The organism is Pseudomonas sp. B21-056 (assembly GCF_026016325.1).
Lineage (GTDB): Bacteria > Pseudomonadota > Gammaproteobacteria > Pseudomonadales > Pseudomonadaceae > Aquipseudomonas.
In genome coordinates this window covers 1,142,883-1,158,476 of record NZ_CP087203.1, presented here as the reverse complement: position 1 = coordinate 1,158,476, position 15,594 = coordinate 1,142,883, and the positions used below count along the sequence as shown (strand labels likewise).

Annotated in this window: 13 protein-coding genes; 4 read left to right on the top strand and 9 right to left on the bottom strand. The window is 62.2% G+C overall.

Annotation, left to right across the window (positions count from 1 at the left end; translation table 11 throughout):
* Positions 1-30: 30 nt before the first annotated feature.
* Positions 31-924 carry an NAD(P)/FAD-dependent oxidoreductase gene (locus tag LOY67_RS05020; protein ID WP_265066205.1) on the bottom strand — a complete coding sequence of 298 codons (894 nt, stop codon included), beginning with the start codon at positions 922-924 and terminating at the stop codon, positions 31-33.
* 119 nt (positions 925-1,043) lie between these two features.
* Here LOY67_RS05020 and LOY67_RS05015 point away from each other — a divergent pair, with 119 nt between their 5' ends.
* A complete protein-coding gene (locus LOY67_RS05015) occupies positions 1,044-1,691 on the top strand; it encodes a TetR/AcrR family transcriptional regulator (protein WP_265066204.1) in 648 nt (215 codons plus the stop codon).
* Between the two features lie 138 nt (positions 1,692-1,829).
* Here LOY67_RS05015 and guaA read toward each other — a convergent pair whose 3' ends face one another.
* The 4 genes from guaA to LOY67_RS04995 all read right to left on the bottom strand — a co-directional run bounded on the left by guaA (position 1,830) and on the right by LOY67_RS04995 (position 6,636).
* Positions 1,830-3,407: a glutamine-hydrolyzing GMP synthase gene (guaA, locus tag LOY67_RS05010; RefSeq protein ID WP_041020635.1), complete on the bottom strand. Its 1,578-nt coding sequence runs from the start codon at positions 3,405-3,407 to the stop codon at positions 1,830-1,832.
* 79 nt (positions 3,408-3,486) lie between these two features.
* Positions 3,487-4,956 carry an IMP dehydrogenase gene (guaB, locus tag LOY67_RS05005; RefSeq protein WP_265066203.1) on the bottom strand — a complete coding sequence of 490 codons (1,470 nt, stop codon included), beginning with the start codon at positions 4,954-4,956 and terminating at the stop codon, positions 3,487-3,489.
* 298 nt (positions 4,957-5,254) lie between these two features.
* Positions 5,255-5,803: a sugar ABC transporter ATPase gene (locus LOY67_RS05000; protein WP_265066202.1), complete on the bottom strand. Its 549-nt coding sequence runs from the start codon at positions 5,801-5,803 to the stop codon at positions 5,255-5,257.
* A 65-nt stretch (positions 5,804-5,868) separates the two neighbouring features.
* Positions 5,869-6,636, bottom strand: a complete 768-nt coding sequence (locus LOY67_RS04995) for a sulfite exporter TauE/SafE family protein (RefSeq protein WP_265066201.1) — start codon at positions 6,634-6,636, stop codon at positions 5,869-5,871.
* A gap of 215 nt (positions 6,637-6,851) precedes the next feature.
* Here LOY67_RS04995 and xseA point away from each other — a divergent pair, with 215 nt between their 5' ends.
* The 3 genes from xseA to leuA all read left to right on the top strand — a co-directional run bounded on the left by xseA (position 6,852) and on the right by leuA (position 11,171).
* Entirely contained in the window at positions 6,852-8,231 is a 1,380-nt protein-coding gene (gene xseA, locus LOY67_RS04990) for an exodeoxyribonuclease VII large subunit (protein ID WP_265067700.1), read from the top strand.
* Between the two features lie 3 nt (positions 8,232-8,234).
* Positions 8,235-9,056 carry a peptidoglycan DD-metalloendopeptidase family protein gene (locus LOY67_RS04985; protein WP_265066200.1) on the top strand — a complete coding sequence of 274 codons (822 nt, stop codon included), beginning with the start codon at positions 8,235-8,237 and terminating at the stop codon, positions 9,054-9,056.
* 435 nt (positions 9,057-9,491) lie between these two features.
* The gene (gene leuA / locus LOY67_RS04980; protein ID WP_265066199.1) at positions 9,492-11,171 is read left to right on the top strand and encodes a 2-isopropylmalate synthase; all 1,680 of its coding nucleotides are present in this window, start codon (positions 9,492-9,494) and stop codon (positions 11,169-11,171) included.
* A 193-nt stretch (positions 11,172-11,364) separates the two neighbouring features.
* Here leuA and LOY67_RS04975 read toward each other — a convergent pair whose 3' ends face one another.
* From LOY67_RS04975 to der, 4 genes are all read right to left on the bottom strand, one after another.
* On the bottom strand, positions 11,365-11,766 hold the full coding sequence (locus tag LOY67_RS04975) for a hypothetical protein (protein ID WP_265066198.1): 402 nt from the start codon (positions 11,764-11,766) through the stop codon (positions 11,365-11,367).
* Positions 11,767-11,833: 67 nt separating this feature from the next.
* On the bottom strand, positions 11,834-12,625 hold the full coding sequence (locus LOY67_RS04970; protein ID WP_265066197.1) for an amidohydrolase: 792 nt from the start codon (positions 12,623-12,625) through the stop codon (positions 11,834-11,836).
* On the bottom strand, positions 12,613-13,761 hold the full coding sequence (locus LOY67_RS04965) for a pyridoxal phosphate-dependent aminotransferase (protein ID WP_265066196.1): 1,149 nt from the start codon (positions 13,759-13,761) through the stop codon (positions 12,613-12,615). The genes LOY67_RS04970 and LOY67_RS04965 overlap by 13 nt, the downstream gene beginning before the upstream one ends.
* Positions 13,762-14,041: 280 nt before the next feature.
* Positions 14,042-15,511, bottom strand: coding sequence for a ribosome biogenesis GTPase Der (der, locus tag LOY67_RS04960; RefSeq protein WP_041023381.1), 1,470 nt, complete (start codon positions 15,509-15,511; stop codon positions 14,042-14,044).
* Positions 15,512-15,594: the final 83 nt, after the last annotated feature.

The window sequence follows — 15,594 nt, the reverse complement described above, 5'->3', positions numbered from 1 at the left end:
GTTTCGTAGTCAGCAGAAGGGAATCTGCGCTCAAACCAGCATCGATTGCTGGGCGAAGATACCCGCCGTCGCGCCGTGCGATGTTGCCAGGGTGACCGAAGCCATGAGGGGGTTCGCGAGGTCGCCCGCGGCGTAGATGCCGGGTATGCTGGTTTCGCGGCGCTCGTCGACCTTGAGGGCGATACCGAGGGGCGTATTGACCGTGGCGAGGCCCAGTGATTCATGCAGGCTTGTGGACGGTTTGTTGCGCGGATGCGCGAACACGATGTCGACCGCAATATTGGGGCCAGTATCGAGCTTGACGGTGGAGCTACGGTCCTCGTGTTGCGCGATTTCGGTGACCCGGCCATCGACGACAGGTATATGGCGGCGCGTCAGATCGGCCCGGATATCGGGTGGAATCTCGTGACCATCGGCGAAGACTGTCAACGTGTCGGTCCAATCGTGGTACAGCCTGACATAATTGTGCGATTGCGGGCCGGACCAGACGAGGCCCCAATGCCGACCGGCGACTTCAAAGCCGTCGCAATAGGGACAGGGCACAATGGACGTGCCCCAGCTTTCGGCAAAACCCGGAACGTCAGGCATCTGGTCGACGACGCCATAGCTCAGGATCAGGCGACGTGCCCTTAGGCATTCGTTATCGTCAGTGACGACGCAGAAATCGTCGATTGCGCCAGACACGCTCTCGGCCCTGGCGTTGACCAGCCTGATCGTTGGATAGCGCGCCAGCTGCTGCCGCGCCTCGACGAGGATGTCCAGCGGCGGCTTGTGATCGTGGCCGAGCAGACCATGGGAGTGGCCGGCAAAGCGGTTGCGGGGCCGGCCGGTATCGAGAACGGTGACGTTGCGGCGGGCACGACCGAGCTGCAGGGCGGCGGCGAGACCGGCAAAGCTGCCGCCGATGATGATGACGTCATTCATGGTGATGGGCTCCGTGCTATGGGTGAAGGGAAGCTCGTCCTGCGATTGGCTTGCACGTTTAAGATACTTTGGAGTACCCTAATTCAAGATTTAGAATACTGTCAAGTACTGGAATTTTTATGACCGAAAACAGCCAGGCCCGACGCGGCCGGCCCGCCAATGAGGCGCTTGGCCAAACGATCGTCGACGCTGCGGGCGAACTTTTTGCGGAATTGGGTTTTCAAGCGACGACAATGGACAAGGTCGCCCAGCGGGCGAAGATATCCAAGCTAAGCATCTATAAGCACTTCGAGAACAAGGAGGCGCTGTTCAGCGCGGCCATCGCGGCCGGCTGCCATCAGTTGTTTGCACCACAACCCCTTCTTGAAGGCGTCGACGGTTCGGTCGAAGATCGGCTGATGGCAGTAGGAACATTACTGCTTCGCACGCTATTGAGATCAGACGTCCGCGGTGTCGAAGCCATGGTCATGGCCGACAGGACGAATCAAAAGTCGTTAAGCAAGCTCCATTACGAAGCCGGCCCCGCCCATGTCATCGCCCAAATCGAGGCCCTGCTGCGTCAGTTGCACGCGAAGGCGCTTCTGAACGTGCCCGACCCTCTCCGGTCCGCCCGCTTGTTTGCCGCGCTTTTCAAAGGATCCGACCTCCTGATCATCGCGCGCTTCGATGAGGCGAGAGCAGAGGACGACAACGAAATCGAATCCTATTGCCGGTCGGCCGTCACCATGTTCGTCGCCGCGCATGGGTTGAAGGTTCTGGCTTCGTAGCACTGAGCCATTGGAGCAAGTTACACAAGTCGCACAAAGCTGCCGGAATTCGCCAGCCCCAAAAAGCCAAAAGCCCGCAATTACGCGGGCTTCAGGGCATTTTTTGCTAGATCGTGCCGGGCAGTGCCGGACGCAGGATCACTCCCACTCAATCGTCGCCGGCGGCTTGCTCGACACGTCATAAGTAACGCGGGAGATACCGTCGATCTCATTGATGATCCGTCCGGATACGGTTTCCAGCAGCTCATACGGCAGGTGCGCCCAGCGAGCGGTCATGAAGTCGATGGTTTCCACCGCACGCAGGGCCACGACCCAGGCGTAGCGACGACCATCACCGACCACGCCGACGGACTTCACCGGCTGGAACACGACGAATGCCTGGCTGACCTTGTGGTACCAGTCGGCCTTGCGCAGTTCTTCGATGAAGATGTGGTCGGCGCGACGCAGCAGGTCGGCGTATTCCTTCTTCACTTCACCGAGGATCCGCACGCCCAGCCCCGGGCCCGGGAATGGGTGGCGGTAGACCATGTCGTACGGCAGGCCCAGTTCCAGGCCGAGGCGACGGACCTCGTCCTTGAACAGCTCGCGCAGTGGCTCGACCAGCTTGAGGTTCATTTCTTCCGGCAGGCCACCGACGTTGTGGTGGGACTTGATCACGTGGGCCTTGCCGCTCTTGGCGCCGGCCGACTCGATCACGTCGGGGTAAATGGTGCCCTGGGCCAGGTACTTGATGTTGTCGAGTTTGCAGGATTCGGCATCGAACACGTCGATGAAGGTACGGCCGATGATCTTGCGCTTCTTCTCCGGGTCGGACTCGCCGGCCAGGTTGGTCAGGAACTGCTCTTCGGCGTTGGCGCGGATCACCTTGACGCCCATGTTCTCGGCGAACATGGCCATCACTTGCTCGCCTTCGTGCAGGCGCAGCAGGCCGTTGTCGACGAAGACGCAGGTCAGTTGATCACCGATGGCCTTGTGCAGCAGCGCGGCGACCACCGAGGAGTCCACGCCGCCGGACAGGCCCAGCAGCACGTTGTCGGTGCCGACCTGGGCGCGCACCTGGGCGATGGCGTCTTCAGCGATTTTCGACGGAGTCCAGAGGGCTTCGCACTCGCAGATGTCGAGGATGAAACGCGACAGGATGCGGCCGCCCTGCTTGGTATGGGTCACTTCCGGGTGGAATTGCACGCCGTAGTAGCGACGCTCGTCGCTGAACATGCCGGCAATCGGACAGCTCGGGGTGCTGGCGAGGATGTGGAAGTCTTCCGGCATCTTGGTGACCTTGTCACCGTGGCTCATCCACACGTCCAGGCCGAACAGGCCGTCGGCGTCGACATGGTCTTCGATACCGTCCAGCAGGCGGCTCTTGCCGACCACATCAACGCGGGCATAACCGAACTCACGCAGGTCAGAGCCTTCCACCTTGCCGCCGAGTTGCTCGGCCATGGTCTGCATGCCGTAGCAGATGCCGAAGACCGGTACGCCCAGGTCGAACACGGCTTGCGGGCAGCGCGGGCTGTTGGCTTCGTGCACGGACTCGGGGCCGCCGGCGAGGATGACGCCTTTGGGAGCGAACTCGCGAATCGCTTCGTCATCCATGTCGAACGGGTGCAATTCGCAGTACACGCCGATTTCACGCACGCGGCGGGCGATCAGTTGGGTGTATTGGGAACCGAAGTCGAGGATCAGGATGCGGTGAGCGTGAATGTCGAGGGCCATGACTCATTCTCATGTAGTGAATCAGAAACAACTCGGGGCTGAATGAACAGCCCCGGTGATTAACATTTTGCTGGAAGCCTTACCCTACTCGGTAGTTCGGCGCTTCCTTGGTGATCTGTACATCGTGGACATGGGACTCGGCCATGCCGGCGCCAGTGATGCGCACGAACTCCGGTTTGGTGCGCATCTCTTCGATGTTGGCACTGCCGGTGTAGCCCATCGAGGAACGCAGGCCACCCATCAGTTGATGGATGATCGCGGTCAGGGTGCCTTTGTACGGCACACGACCTTCGATGCCTTCCGGTACCAGCTTCTCGGCACCCGCGGAGGAGTCCTGGAAGTAGCGGTCGGAAGAGCCCTGGGCCTGGGACATGGCGCCCAGCGAACCCATGCCGCGGTAAGCCTTGTAGCTACGGCCCTGGAACAGCTCGATCTCGCCCGGCGCCTCTTCGGTACCGGCGAACATCGAGCCCATCATCACGGCGGAGGCACCGGCGACGATGGCCTTGGACAAGTCACCGGAGAAACGGATGCCGCCGTCGGCGATCAACGGTACGCCTGTGCCTTCAAGGGCGGCGGCGACGTTGGCGATGGCGCTGATCTGCGGCACGCCGACACCGGCGACGATCCGGGTGGTGCAGATCGAGCCAGGACCGATACCGACCTTGACCGCGTCGGCGCCGGCTTCGGCCAGGGCCTTGGCGGCAGCGCCGGTGGCGATGTTACCGCCGATCACCTGCACGTCAGGGAAGTTCTGCTTGACCCAGCGAACGCGGTCGATCACACCTTTGGAATGGCCGTGGGCGGTGTCGACCACCACCACGTCGACGCCGGCATTGACCAAGGCGGCGACGCGGTCACCGGTGTCCTTGCCGGTGCCGACCGCAGCGCCAACACGCAGACGACCCTGGTCGTCCTTGCTGGCCAGCGGGTAAGCCTTGGCTTTTTCGATGTCGTTGACGGTCATCATGCCCTTGAGGGCGAATTTGTCGTCGACGATCAGCACGCGCTCGATGCGGTGCTTGTGCAGCAATTCGCGGACTTCATCCTTGCTGGTGCCTTCCTTGACCGTGACCAGACGCTCTTTGGGCGTCATCACTTGGCGGACGGAGGCATCCAGGCGGTTCTCGAAACGCACGTCGCGGGAGGTGACGATGCCGACCAGATCGCCATCGTGCAGCACCGGAACGCCGGAGATGTTGTGCATGCGGGTCAGTTCGAACAGATCGCGCACCGTGGCGTCAGCCTCGATGGTGATCGGGTCCTTGACCACGCCAGCCTCGAACCGCTTGACCTTGCGCACTTCGGCGGCCTGCTGTTCGATGGTCATGTTCTTGTGGATGATGCCGATACCGCCTTCCTGGGCCATGGCAATGGCCAGACGGGCTTCGGTCACGGTGTCCATGGCGGCGGAAACCAGCGGAATATTCAGCTCGATGCCACGGGTAAGACGGGTTTTGAGACTGACTTCGTTAGGCAGCACCTCGGAATAACCAGGCACTAGGAGAATGTCGTCGAAGGTCAGAGCTTCTTGGCTGATACGCAGCATCGCGGGGGCTCCCGAGCGGGAAAATGGAAGCGCGCCATTATACTCATGCACACCGTCTGGCTCAATGTAAAACTCTGTCTATTATTGGCGGGGTGATTGATGGGCGAAAACACACTAGTCCCGACTGAGCACCGAACCTTGTGGCGAGGGGATTTATCCCCGCTGGACTGCGCAGCAGTCCCAAAGCAGTCAGCTCAATCTGCCTGATGGACCGCAGGGGGCCGCTTCGCGTCCCAGCGGGGCGGTGCGACGTTTCGCTAAATCCCCTCGCCACAAAAGCACTCTCCGGTGAGCCTATCTACAGCTCCACCCGCACCCAACTCACCGGCTGGTCCAGCCAATCGGCAAACTCGTCGAGAAACTCCTGCCTGAACCCCGCCTCCAGCCAGTTGTTGAAGATGAACCCCAGGTTGGAGAAGCCGCAGGGCTGCAGGAACAGAAAGCCGTTGATGTCATCTTCATGCCCGCACTCGGGACAGGTGAAGTTGTCGGTGCGGTCGGGCATCCAGTCTTCCAGGCTTTCGAACAGCGCCTCGCCGATTTCCTTGCCGCACTCGGCACAGCCTGCTTCCTCGAGAAAGCCCTTGGCCGGGGTATAGATGCAACGCTTGGTGATGATTTCCAGGCCGTTGACCGGTTCGTCGAACGGCAAAGCGTCGGGGTGCAGGACCACGGCACGGGCACCGGGGGCGATGGCGTGGGCCATGCGATTGCCGGTGCGCCCGCAGGTGGTCAGTTGTTCTTCGACGATGTTCTTGCGCACCAGCCAGCGCACAATCGCCCGGGCCCGAGGCTCATGGACCGGCAAGGTGGAAATTTTCGGAACGATGATGCTTTGGGAATTCATGGCGAGGCCTGGGGGTTCTGCTGGAGCAATTGGAGGCCGGCAGCTTAATCCCTGGCCAAACCAGGTCAAGCACTCAGGTAGCGCCCGATCAACGCAAGGCCGCTGGCGAGCACCAGCCAGGTCACCAGGCGCACGAAAGCCTCGCGCGACATCCTCATCGTCAGGCGACGACCTATCCACAACCCCAGCGCCATGGCCGGCAATAAACACAGCGCCAGTACCAACAAGGGTAGTTCGGCATACACGCCCGCGACAGCGAACAGGCTCAAACGCACCACGGTGCTGCAACTGATCAGCGCGCTTTGGGTGGCCCTGGCCGGCTCCTTGGGCAAGCGGCTGTTCAGATAGATCGCATATAAAAAGCCGCCACTGCCGAACAGGGCCCCGAACATCCCGCCCACCGTGCCCATCGGGATCGCCCACAGCGCCGACAACTGCGCCGGTCGGGTCTTTATCCACAGGCTGTAGATCGCGTAGGCGCTGATGAACAGGCCCATCAACAGCAACAGCAGGTCGGACTTGAGATTGAGCAGGAAAATCACCCCCAGGGTGCAACCTACCGCCATGCACGGCAACAACCGCAGCAGCTCCGGCCGGGCAACATCTCTACGCGACGGCAGCAGGTTGCCGAACGCCGCGACAAAATCCAGCAGCACCAGCAACGGCACGATTTTCGACAGGGGCATGAACAGCAGCAGGACCGGCGCCGCCACCAGCGCCGTGCCGAACCCGGCAATGCCGAACACGATATAGGCCAGGGCGATGGCCAGGCCGATCACCAGCCAATCCGTGGGCGCGAATGCCCATTGGCCCAACCACGAAAAAAGGTTCATCCGGTACTTCCTTGCTGACGAAGCGGCGACTTTAGCCAGAGGTCGTAGGCTTATCCAGCACTGCTATCGCGCGCGGGCTCGCTCCCACATTGGATTCATATGTTGTGTACGACGCAGAACCTTTGTGGGAGCGAGCCTGCTCGCGATGAAGGCAACCCGGTCTAATTGTTTCCACACATGGAGATTAAGCGGCAAATGCCCTTATCATGCCGCCCATGATTAAAGATCCCTTTGCCCGTCTGGGCCTGGACCGCGAAGTCCTGACTGTCAGCCAGCTCAATGGCCGCGCGCGGGTGTTGCTCGAAGACGTGTTCAGCAACATCTGGGTCGAGGGCGAAATCTCCAACCTCGCCCGCCCCGCCTCCGGCCATGTCTACTTCACCCTCAAGGACAGCGGCGCCCAGGTGCGTTGCGCGCTGTTCCGGCAGAATGCCGCGCGGGTGCGCCAGGCCTTGAAGGACGGGTTGGCGGTGAAGGTGCGCGGCAAGGTCTCGCTGTTCGAGGGCCGTGGCGACTATCAACTGATCCTCGACACCGTGGAACCGGCCGGTGATGGCGCCCTGCGCCTGGCCTTCGATGCCCTGAAGGAAAAGCTCAGCGCCGAAGGCCTGTTCAGCGCCGAGCGCAAGGTGCCACTACCGGCCCATCCGCAACGCATCGGCATCATCAGTTCACCCACCGGCGCGGTGATCCGCGACATCATCAGCGTGTTCCGCCGCCGAGCCCCGCAGATTGCCCTGACCTTGATCCCCACCGCCGTCCAGGGCCGCGAAGCCACCGCGCAGATCGTCCGTGCCCTGAAACTGGCGGACGCCCGGGGGTTCGATGCGCTGATCCTGGCCCGGGGCGGCGGTTCCCTGGAAGACTTGTGGTGCTTCAACGAAGAAGCCGTGGCCCGCGCCGTGAACGCCTGCGTGACACCGATCGTCAGCGCCGTCGGCCATGAAACCGACGTGTCCATCAGCGATTTCGTTGCTGACGTGCGCGCCCCGACTCCCTCCGCCGCGGCCGAGCTGCTGGCGCCGGACGCGGGCGACCTGGTGCGCCGGGTCGAAAGCCTGCATCGGCGGCTGGTGATGCGCATGCGTGATCGCCTGATGCGCGATCAACTGCGCCTCGAAGGCCTGACCCGACGCCTGCGCCATCCCGGTGAACGTCTGCGCCAGCAAGCCCAGCGCCTGGACGACCTGGACATGCGCCTGCGCCGGGCCTTCGAACGCAGCCTCAATACCCGCCGCGAACGCCTGATCCGCCTGGAAACCCGCCTCGCCGGCCAGCATCCGGGTCGTCACCTGGCACTGCTGCGCCAACGCCTGGACAGCCTGGCCGAACGCCTGCCCCGGGCCATGCGCGAAGGTTTGAAAACGCGCCGGGTGCATTTGCACAACCAGATGCAAACGCTGCACATCGTCAGCCCTCTGGCGACCCTCGGCCGGGGCTACAGCATTTTGCTGGACGAACGCGGCCATGCGATCCGCAGCGCTGGACAGACCCAGACCGGCCAGCGCCTGACCGCCCGGCTCGGCGAAGGCGAACTGCTGGTGCGAGTCGAAGACAATCACCTGACGCCGGTCACCCTTTCTCTACTGGATTGATCCATGCCGCGATTCCTAGCAACCCTGCTTTTGCTGTGCCTGACCTTCAACGCCCACGCCGACAGTTACATCACCCGCCTGCTGAACAAACCCGTGCCGGGTGGCGTGGCCGTGGTCGACCTGGGCAGCGCGGCCCAGGCGCCGAAAGCCAGTTATCAAGGCAAACCCGTGCTGGTGGTCAAGGAACAGAACAACTGGCTGGCAATTGTCGGCATCCCGCTGACCGTCCAGCCGGGCACCCAGCAGATCAGCAGCGGCGGCAGTACCCAACCGTTCGTGGTCGGCTATAAAAAGTACCCCGAGCAGCACATCACCCTGAAGAACAAGCGCCAGGTCAATCCGAACCCGGCGGACCTCAAGCGCATCGACGCCGAGCTGGCCGTGCAGTTGAAGGCCTACCGCAGCTTCAGCCCGAACATCCCCAGCAACCTGCTGCTGGACAAACCCGTCAACGGCCCACTGTCGAGCCGGTTCGGCGTGCGTCGCTTCTTCAACGGCGAAGAGCGCAACCCCCACGCCGGCCTGGACTTCGCCGTGCCCGCCGGCACGCCGATCAAGACGCCGGCGGCCGGCAAGGTGATCCTCACCGGCAACTACTTCTTCAATGGCAACACCGTGTTCGTCGACCATGGCCAGGGCTTTATCAGTATGTTCTGCCACATGTCGAAGATCGATGTGACGGTCGGCCAGCAACTGGCCCGGGGTGCGGTGGTAGGCAAGGTCGGCGCCACAGGCCGGGCGACCGGGCCGCACATGCACTGGAACATCAGCCTGAATGATGCGCGGGTGGATCCGGCGATCTTTATCGGGGCGTTCGAGCCCTGAGTTTTGAGTGAGGCGACTGGCCCCATCGCGAGCAGGCTCGCTCCCACAGGGTTCTACGCAGTCCATGTGGGAGCGAGCCTGCCCGCGATGGCGGCAGCCGCATCTCCCGCCCATCATGAATTGCCAAGCTCTAAACATCGACGCAATAAAAATACAAACCATCTGGTAAAGCGCGATTAAATCTCGCAAACCAACCAAAAAACAGAACTTCTCTCAATTTTTCCCGACTGCTTGCGATCCTCCCCCCACCCGGTTAGGGTTGAGGGCATGAAAACCTCTCACACCCTCATCCAGCTTCGCCAGCACCGCAGCCTGTGCCTCGTCAGCGCACGACTGCCGGGCTGAATCGCGGCACCTCGTCCAGGCTGAAAAGCCATCCCGTTCGAACCACCGGCAGGCCGCCTTTTTCCGGCCACGACAATAAGGATTCCACCCATGAGCATGCTCAAAGACCCGTCTTCCAAATACCGCGCCTTCCCGACCATCAACCTGCCGGATCGCACCTGGCCGTCGAAGACCATCACCGCCGCGCCGATCTGGTGCAGTTCCGACCTGCGCGACGGCAACCAGTCGCTGATCGAGCCGATGGACGCGGTCAAGAAGCTGCGCTTCTGGAAAACCCTGGTCGCTGTGGGTGTGAAGGAAATCGAAGCGTCGTTCCCGGCCGCCTCGCAAACTGACTTCGACTTCGTGCGCACCCTCATCGAAGAAGGCCACATCCCGGACGACACCACCATCCAGGTGCTGACCCAGGCCCGCGAAGACCTGATCGCCCGCACCTTCGAATCCCTGCGCGGCGCGAAGAAAGCCATCGTCCACCTGTACAACGCCACCTGCCCGTCGTTCCGCCGCATCGTGTTCAACCAGGACAAGGAAGGCGTGAAGGAAATCGCGGTGAACGCGGCCAAGCTGTTCGTCAAATACGCGGCCCAGCAGCCGGAAACCCAATGGCAGTTCGAATACTCGCCAGAGACGTTCAGCGCCACTGAGCTGGAGTTCGCCAAGGAAGTCTGCGACGCGGTGATCGAAGTCTGGAACCCGACGCCCGAGCGCAAAGTGATCCTCAACCTGCCCGCCACCGTCGAAGTCGCCACCCCGAACATCTACGCCGACCAGATCGAGTGGTTCCACCGCAACATCAGCCGTCGTGACAGCGTGCTCATCAGCCTGCACACCCACAACGACCGTGGCACCGGCGTGGCCGCCACCGAGCTGGGCCTGATGGCCGGCGCCGACCGTGTCGAAGGCTGCCTGTTCGGCAACGGCGAGCGCACCGGCAACGTCGACCTGGTGACAGTGGCGCTGAACCTCTACACCCAGGGCATCGACCCTGAACTGGACTTCTCCGACATCGACGGCGTGCGCAAAGTGGTCGAAGAGTGCAACCAGATTCCGGTGCACCCACGTCACCCTTACGTCGGCGACCTGGTTCACACCGCGTTCTCCGGTTCGCACCAGGACGCCATCCGTAAAGGCTTCGCCCAGCAGAAACCAGACACGCTGTGGGAAGTGCCGTACCTGCCAATCGACCCGGCCGATATCGGTCGCAGCTACGAGGCGGTGATTCGCGTCAACAGCCAGTCGGGCAAGGGTGGCATCGCCTACCTGCTGGAGCAGGAATACGGCATCAGCCTGCCGCGCCGCATGCAGATCGAGTTCAGCCAGGTGGTTCAGCGCGAGACCGACCGCCTCGGCCTCGAAATGACCGCCCAGCAGATTCACGGCCTGCTGCAACGCGAATACCTGCAAGCCAACACCCCGTACGCGCTGGTCAGCCATCGCCTGCAGGAAGAAAACGGCAACAGCGCCGTGGAAGTGGAAGTCGCCAGCAAGGGCCAGGGCGAAACCAACCTGCACTGGCGTGGCAAGGGCAACGGCGCGCTGGAGGCACTGGTGGCCGGCCTGCCAATCCCCGTGGAGATCATGGATTACAACGAACACGCCATCGGTGCCGGCACCAACGCCAAGGCGGCGGCATACATCGAACTGCGGGTCAACGGTGAACGTGCGGTGCACGGCGTGGGCATCGATGAAAACATCACCACCGCCAGCTTCAAGGCCCTGTTCAGCGCCCTGAACCGCTCGCTGAGCCAGCCTGAGGCCAAGGCGGCCTGATCCACGGCTGAAATACAAAAGGCCCCGGGGTGTGAACCTTGGGGCCTCGTTCCCACGCTCCGCGTGGGCACGCATCAACGGACGCTCTGCGTTCGGCTCCTGGGACGCGGAGCGTCCCCGGCTGCATTCCCACGCGGAGCGTGGGAACGATCAAGAGCCTGCTCGCGATGGGGCCGGTCAGGCAACGAAGATGTCAGGCGTGGGTATCAACCCCAACCGTCATGGCCTGGAGCAACGCCCCCCGCAGGGTTTGCAAAGCGGCCTGGGTGCCCATGATTTGCGTCTGGATAGCCATTGCCTGCTGAGCCTTCTGTTCCTCGCTGGCCTGGCTCTTCTGCACTCGGGCCAGCTGCGCTTGCTGTTGAGCCAACAGCTTTTCGGTCTGCTCGATCTGCTTCTTGATCTGCTCGATGACATCCACACCCTTGCTGGCGGGTGCACCGGCGACGTTGGCGCCGCTGGTATCAACTTTCAGTGACTTTTCCTTTTCGCCGCTGGCGTCTGTCGACGCCGTCGTATCGTCAGTCCCCCTGATCGAGACTTTAGGGGTCGAAATCGAGTATGGGCTGGCAATCGTTGCGCTGATAGTGGTCATAGGTATTCTCCTTGGCTGCCCGTATATCGGCCTACCCTGACACTTCTTGAGGGCTGAATCGTTTCAATCAGATGAATTCGAACTGATCGGCATCGAGGTTCGCCGGAAACCGCGTGCGATACGCCGCCAGGTCCGCCGCATTCAAACTCACCATGAATACACCGTCGGCCTCTCCCGCGCTGAGCAAGGTTTCGCCCTGGAAATCCAGCACCTGGCTGTCGCCGGTATAGGCAAAGCCCTTGCCGTCGGTGCCGATGCGGTTCACCGCCGCCACGTAGCACAGGTTCTCGATGGCGCGGGCCGGCAGCAGGCGGTTCCAGTGCTGGCGCCGGGCGCCCGGCCAGTTGGCGGTGTACAGCAACAGGTCGGTGTCCTCGGCGTCACGGCTCCAGGCCGGGAAACGCAGGTCGTAGCAAATCAGCGGACGGACCCGCCAGCCCTTGAGCTCGAACAGCACCTGGCGCTCGCCCGGCGTGTAGTGGTCGTGCTCGCCGGCCATGCGGAACAGATGTCGCTTGTCGTAATGCAGCACCTCGCCGTCCGGTCGGACCCAGAGCAGGCGATTGCGATGGCTGCCGTCAGCGGCCTGGACAATCAGGCTGCCGGTGATCACCGCATCCAGCCTTGCTGCCTGGGTCCGCATCCATACACTGGTGGGGCCATGTTCGGGCTCCGCCAGGGTTTGCGATTCCATGGAGAACCCGGTGGTGAACATTTCCGGCAGGATGATCAGGTCTGCCCCGCGCGCCTGCTCCAGCAGGCTTTCGAAATGTTCCAGGTTGGCCTGGCGGTCGTGCCACGCCAGGGTCGTCTGGACCAGGGCGATATTGAGGTTCGGCAACGCGCTCAGATCACGCATAGTTTTTCCGCCGCTTCGCGCAACGTCTCCTCACGTTTGGCAAAGCACAGGCGCACCAGGCGCTGGCCTTCGGGTGGGTTCTGGTAGAACACCGACACCGGAATCGTCGCCACGCCATGCTCACGGGTCATCCAGACCGCCATGTCGACGTCGTTCAGGTCCGGACGGATCTGCGAATAGTCCACCAACTGGAAATAGGTGCCGGTCACGCGCTTGAAGCTGAACCGCGACGGGGCCAGCAGATCGCAGAACAGGTCGCGCTTGGCCTGGTAGAAATCCGGCAGTTCTTCCACATGCTCCGGATGCTCGGCCATGTAGTCGGCCAGGGCGTATTGCAGCGGTGTCACGCCACAGAAGCTGACGTACTGATGCACCTTGCGCAACTCTGCCGTCAGGGCCGGTGGCGCCACGACGTAGCCGGTTTTCCAGCCGGTGACGTGGTAGGTCTTGCCGAACGAACTGACCACAAAGGCGCGGCGGTACAGTTCCTCGTGGGCGAGGACGCTGGCATGGGGCACGCCGTCGAACACCAGGTGTTCATAGACTTCGTCGCTGATCAGGTAGATGTCGCGATCACGAATCAACGCTGCCAGTTGATCCAGCTCCGCACGACTGATCAGCGCGCCGCTCGGGTTGTGCGGCGTGTTGAGGATGATCATGCGCGTACGCGGGCTCAGAGCTTCGCCGAGTTTCTGAAAATCGATGGCAAAGTCATCCAGGCCCAGCTGGACGTGGACGCAACGCCCTCCCGCCAGTTGGACGGCGGGTTCGTAACTGTCATAGCAAGGATCGAACACGATCACTTCGTCGCCGCTCTGAACCACCGCTGCGATGGCGCAAAAAATCGCCTGGGTCGCGCCGGGGGTCACGGTGACTTCCTGGTCGGCATCGACGCTGGCGCCGTAACTGCGAGCGATCTTCGCCGCGATCTGCTGACGCAGCGCCGGCAGCCCGGTCATGGGCGAATACTGGTTATGGCCTTGGGCAATATGCCGGCCGACCGCATCGCGCAGGGCCTGCGGGCCATCGAAATCGGGAAACCCCTGGGACAGGTTGAGCGCACCGGTCTGCGCGGCGAGCTGGGACATCTGGGTGAAAATGGTGATGCCGACATTCGGCAACTTGCTGGTGATCATCGGGTGTTCTCTGCGTCGGCACCCGGCTCTGGCACGGCGCGGGAGAGGTCGAGGATAGCCCAATCGCCGGGCATGAAAAAGGGTGCCGATTGGCACCCTATTTCAACGCAAACCCTGTGGCGAGGGGATTTATCCCCGCTGGGGCGCGAAGCGGCCCCAAAAAGGCCAACTCAATCTGCCTGAAACACCGAGGTGACAGGATTCAGGGCCGCTTCGCGCCCCAGCGGGGCGGTGCGACGTTTCGCTAAATCCCCTCGCCACAAAAAGCCCATGCAGCTGATCAGCGCTTGTCGCGACGCTTCTTGTCGGCCTTCTTGTGGTGCGACATCAAGCGGCGTTTCTTGTTGACCTGGCGGTCGGTGAGCGTGTTCTTGTTGCCTTCGTACGGGTTCTCGCCGCCCTTGAACTCGATGCGGATCGGCGTGCCGACCAGCTTCAGGACACGGCGATAGGTGTTTTCCAGGTAACGGACGTACGACTTGGGCACCTTCTCGATCTGGTTGCCGTGGATCACGATGATCGGCGGGTTGGCGCCGCCCAGGTGAGCGTAACGCAGCTTGATCCGACGGTTGTTGACCATCGGTGGCGCGTGTTCGCCAACAGCGTCTTCCAGGATCTGGGTCAGGCGGTTGGTCGGCCAGCGGGTCACGGCCGACTTGAAGGAGTTCTGCACCGACGCGTAGAGGTTACCCACGCCCGTACCGTGCAACGCCGAGATGAAGTGGATGTCGGCAAAGTCGACGAAGAACAGCCGACGCTGCAACTCGACCTTCACGAAATCACGCTCGCTCGGCGTCATGCCGTCCCACTTGTTGATCGCGATGACCAGCGCGCGACCGGCTTCCAGGGCAAAGCCCAACAGGTTCAGGTCGTGATCGACCACGCCTTCGCGGGCATCCATCACGAAGATCACCACGTTGGCGTCCTTGATCGCCTGCAGGGTCTTGACCACGGAGAACTTCTCGACTTCTTCGTGGATCTTGCCGCGCTTGCGCACACCGGCGGTGTCGATCAGCGTGTACTTCTCTTCGTTGCGCTCGAACGGGATGTAGATACTGTCGCGGGTGGTGCCGGGCTGGTCGTACACAATGACCCGGTCTTCGCCGAGCATGCGGTTGACCAGCGTCGACTTGCCCACGTTCGGGCGGCCGATGATCGCGATCTTGATCCCGTCCTTTTCGCTCGGGCCCGGAATGCGCTTGGCTTCCTCGCCTTCGGCAACGATCTCTTCTTCGCCCTCTTCCGGCTCATCGTCGTCTTTCGGGAAGTCAGCCAGGGCGACTTCCAGCAACTGGCTGATGCCGCGACCGTGGGCACCGGCAATCGGGATCGCCTGGCCCATACCCAACGGCGCGAACTCGGCGCGGGCCATGTCCGGGTCGATGTTGTCGACCTTGTTGGCGACCACGTGGGAGCGCTTGTTACGTTTGCGCAAATGCTCGGCGATCATCTGGTCGGCGGCGGTAAAACCGGCCTTGGCGTCTACCAGGAACAGCACCACATCCGCTTCTTCAATGGCGAGCAGCGACTGCTCGGCCATCTTTTCGTCCATGCCGTGTTCGTCGCCGGAGATGCCGCCGGTGTCGATCAGAATGTAGGTACGCCCTTGCCACTTGGCCTCACCGTATTGGCGATCACGGGTCAGACCGGACAAGTCGCCGACAATGGCGTCGCGAGTCCTGGTCAGGCGGTTGAACAAGGTGGACTTGCCGACGTTCGGTCGGCCCACCAGGGCGATTACGGGAACCATGCGGCTCTCCACTTCGTTATTTCAGAAAATACAAAAGCCGCTGCTAGGCAGCGGCTGGTGCTCAGGTGAAGCCGCTTGGGGAT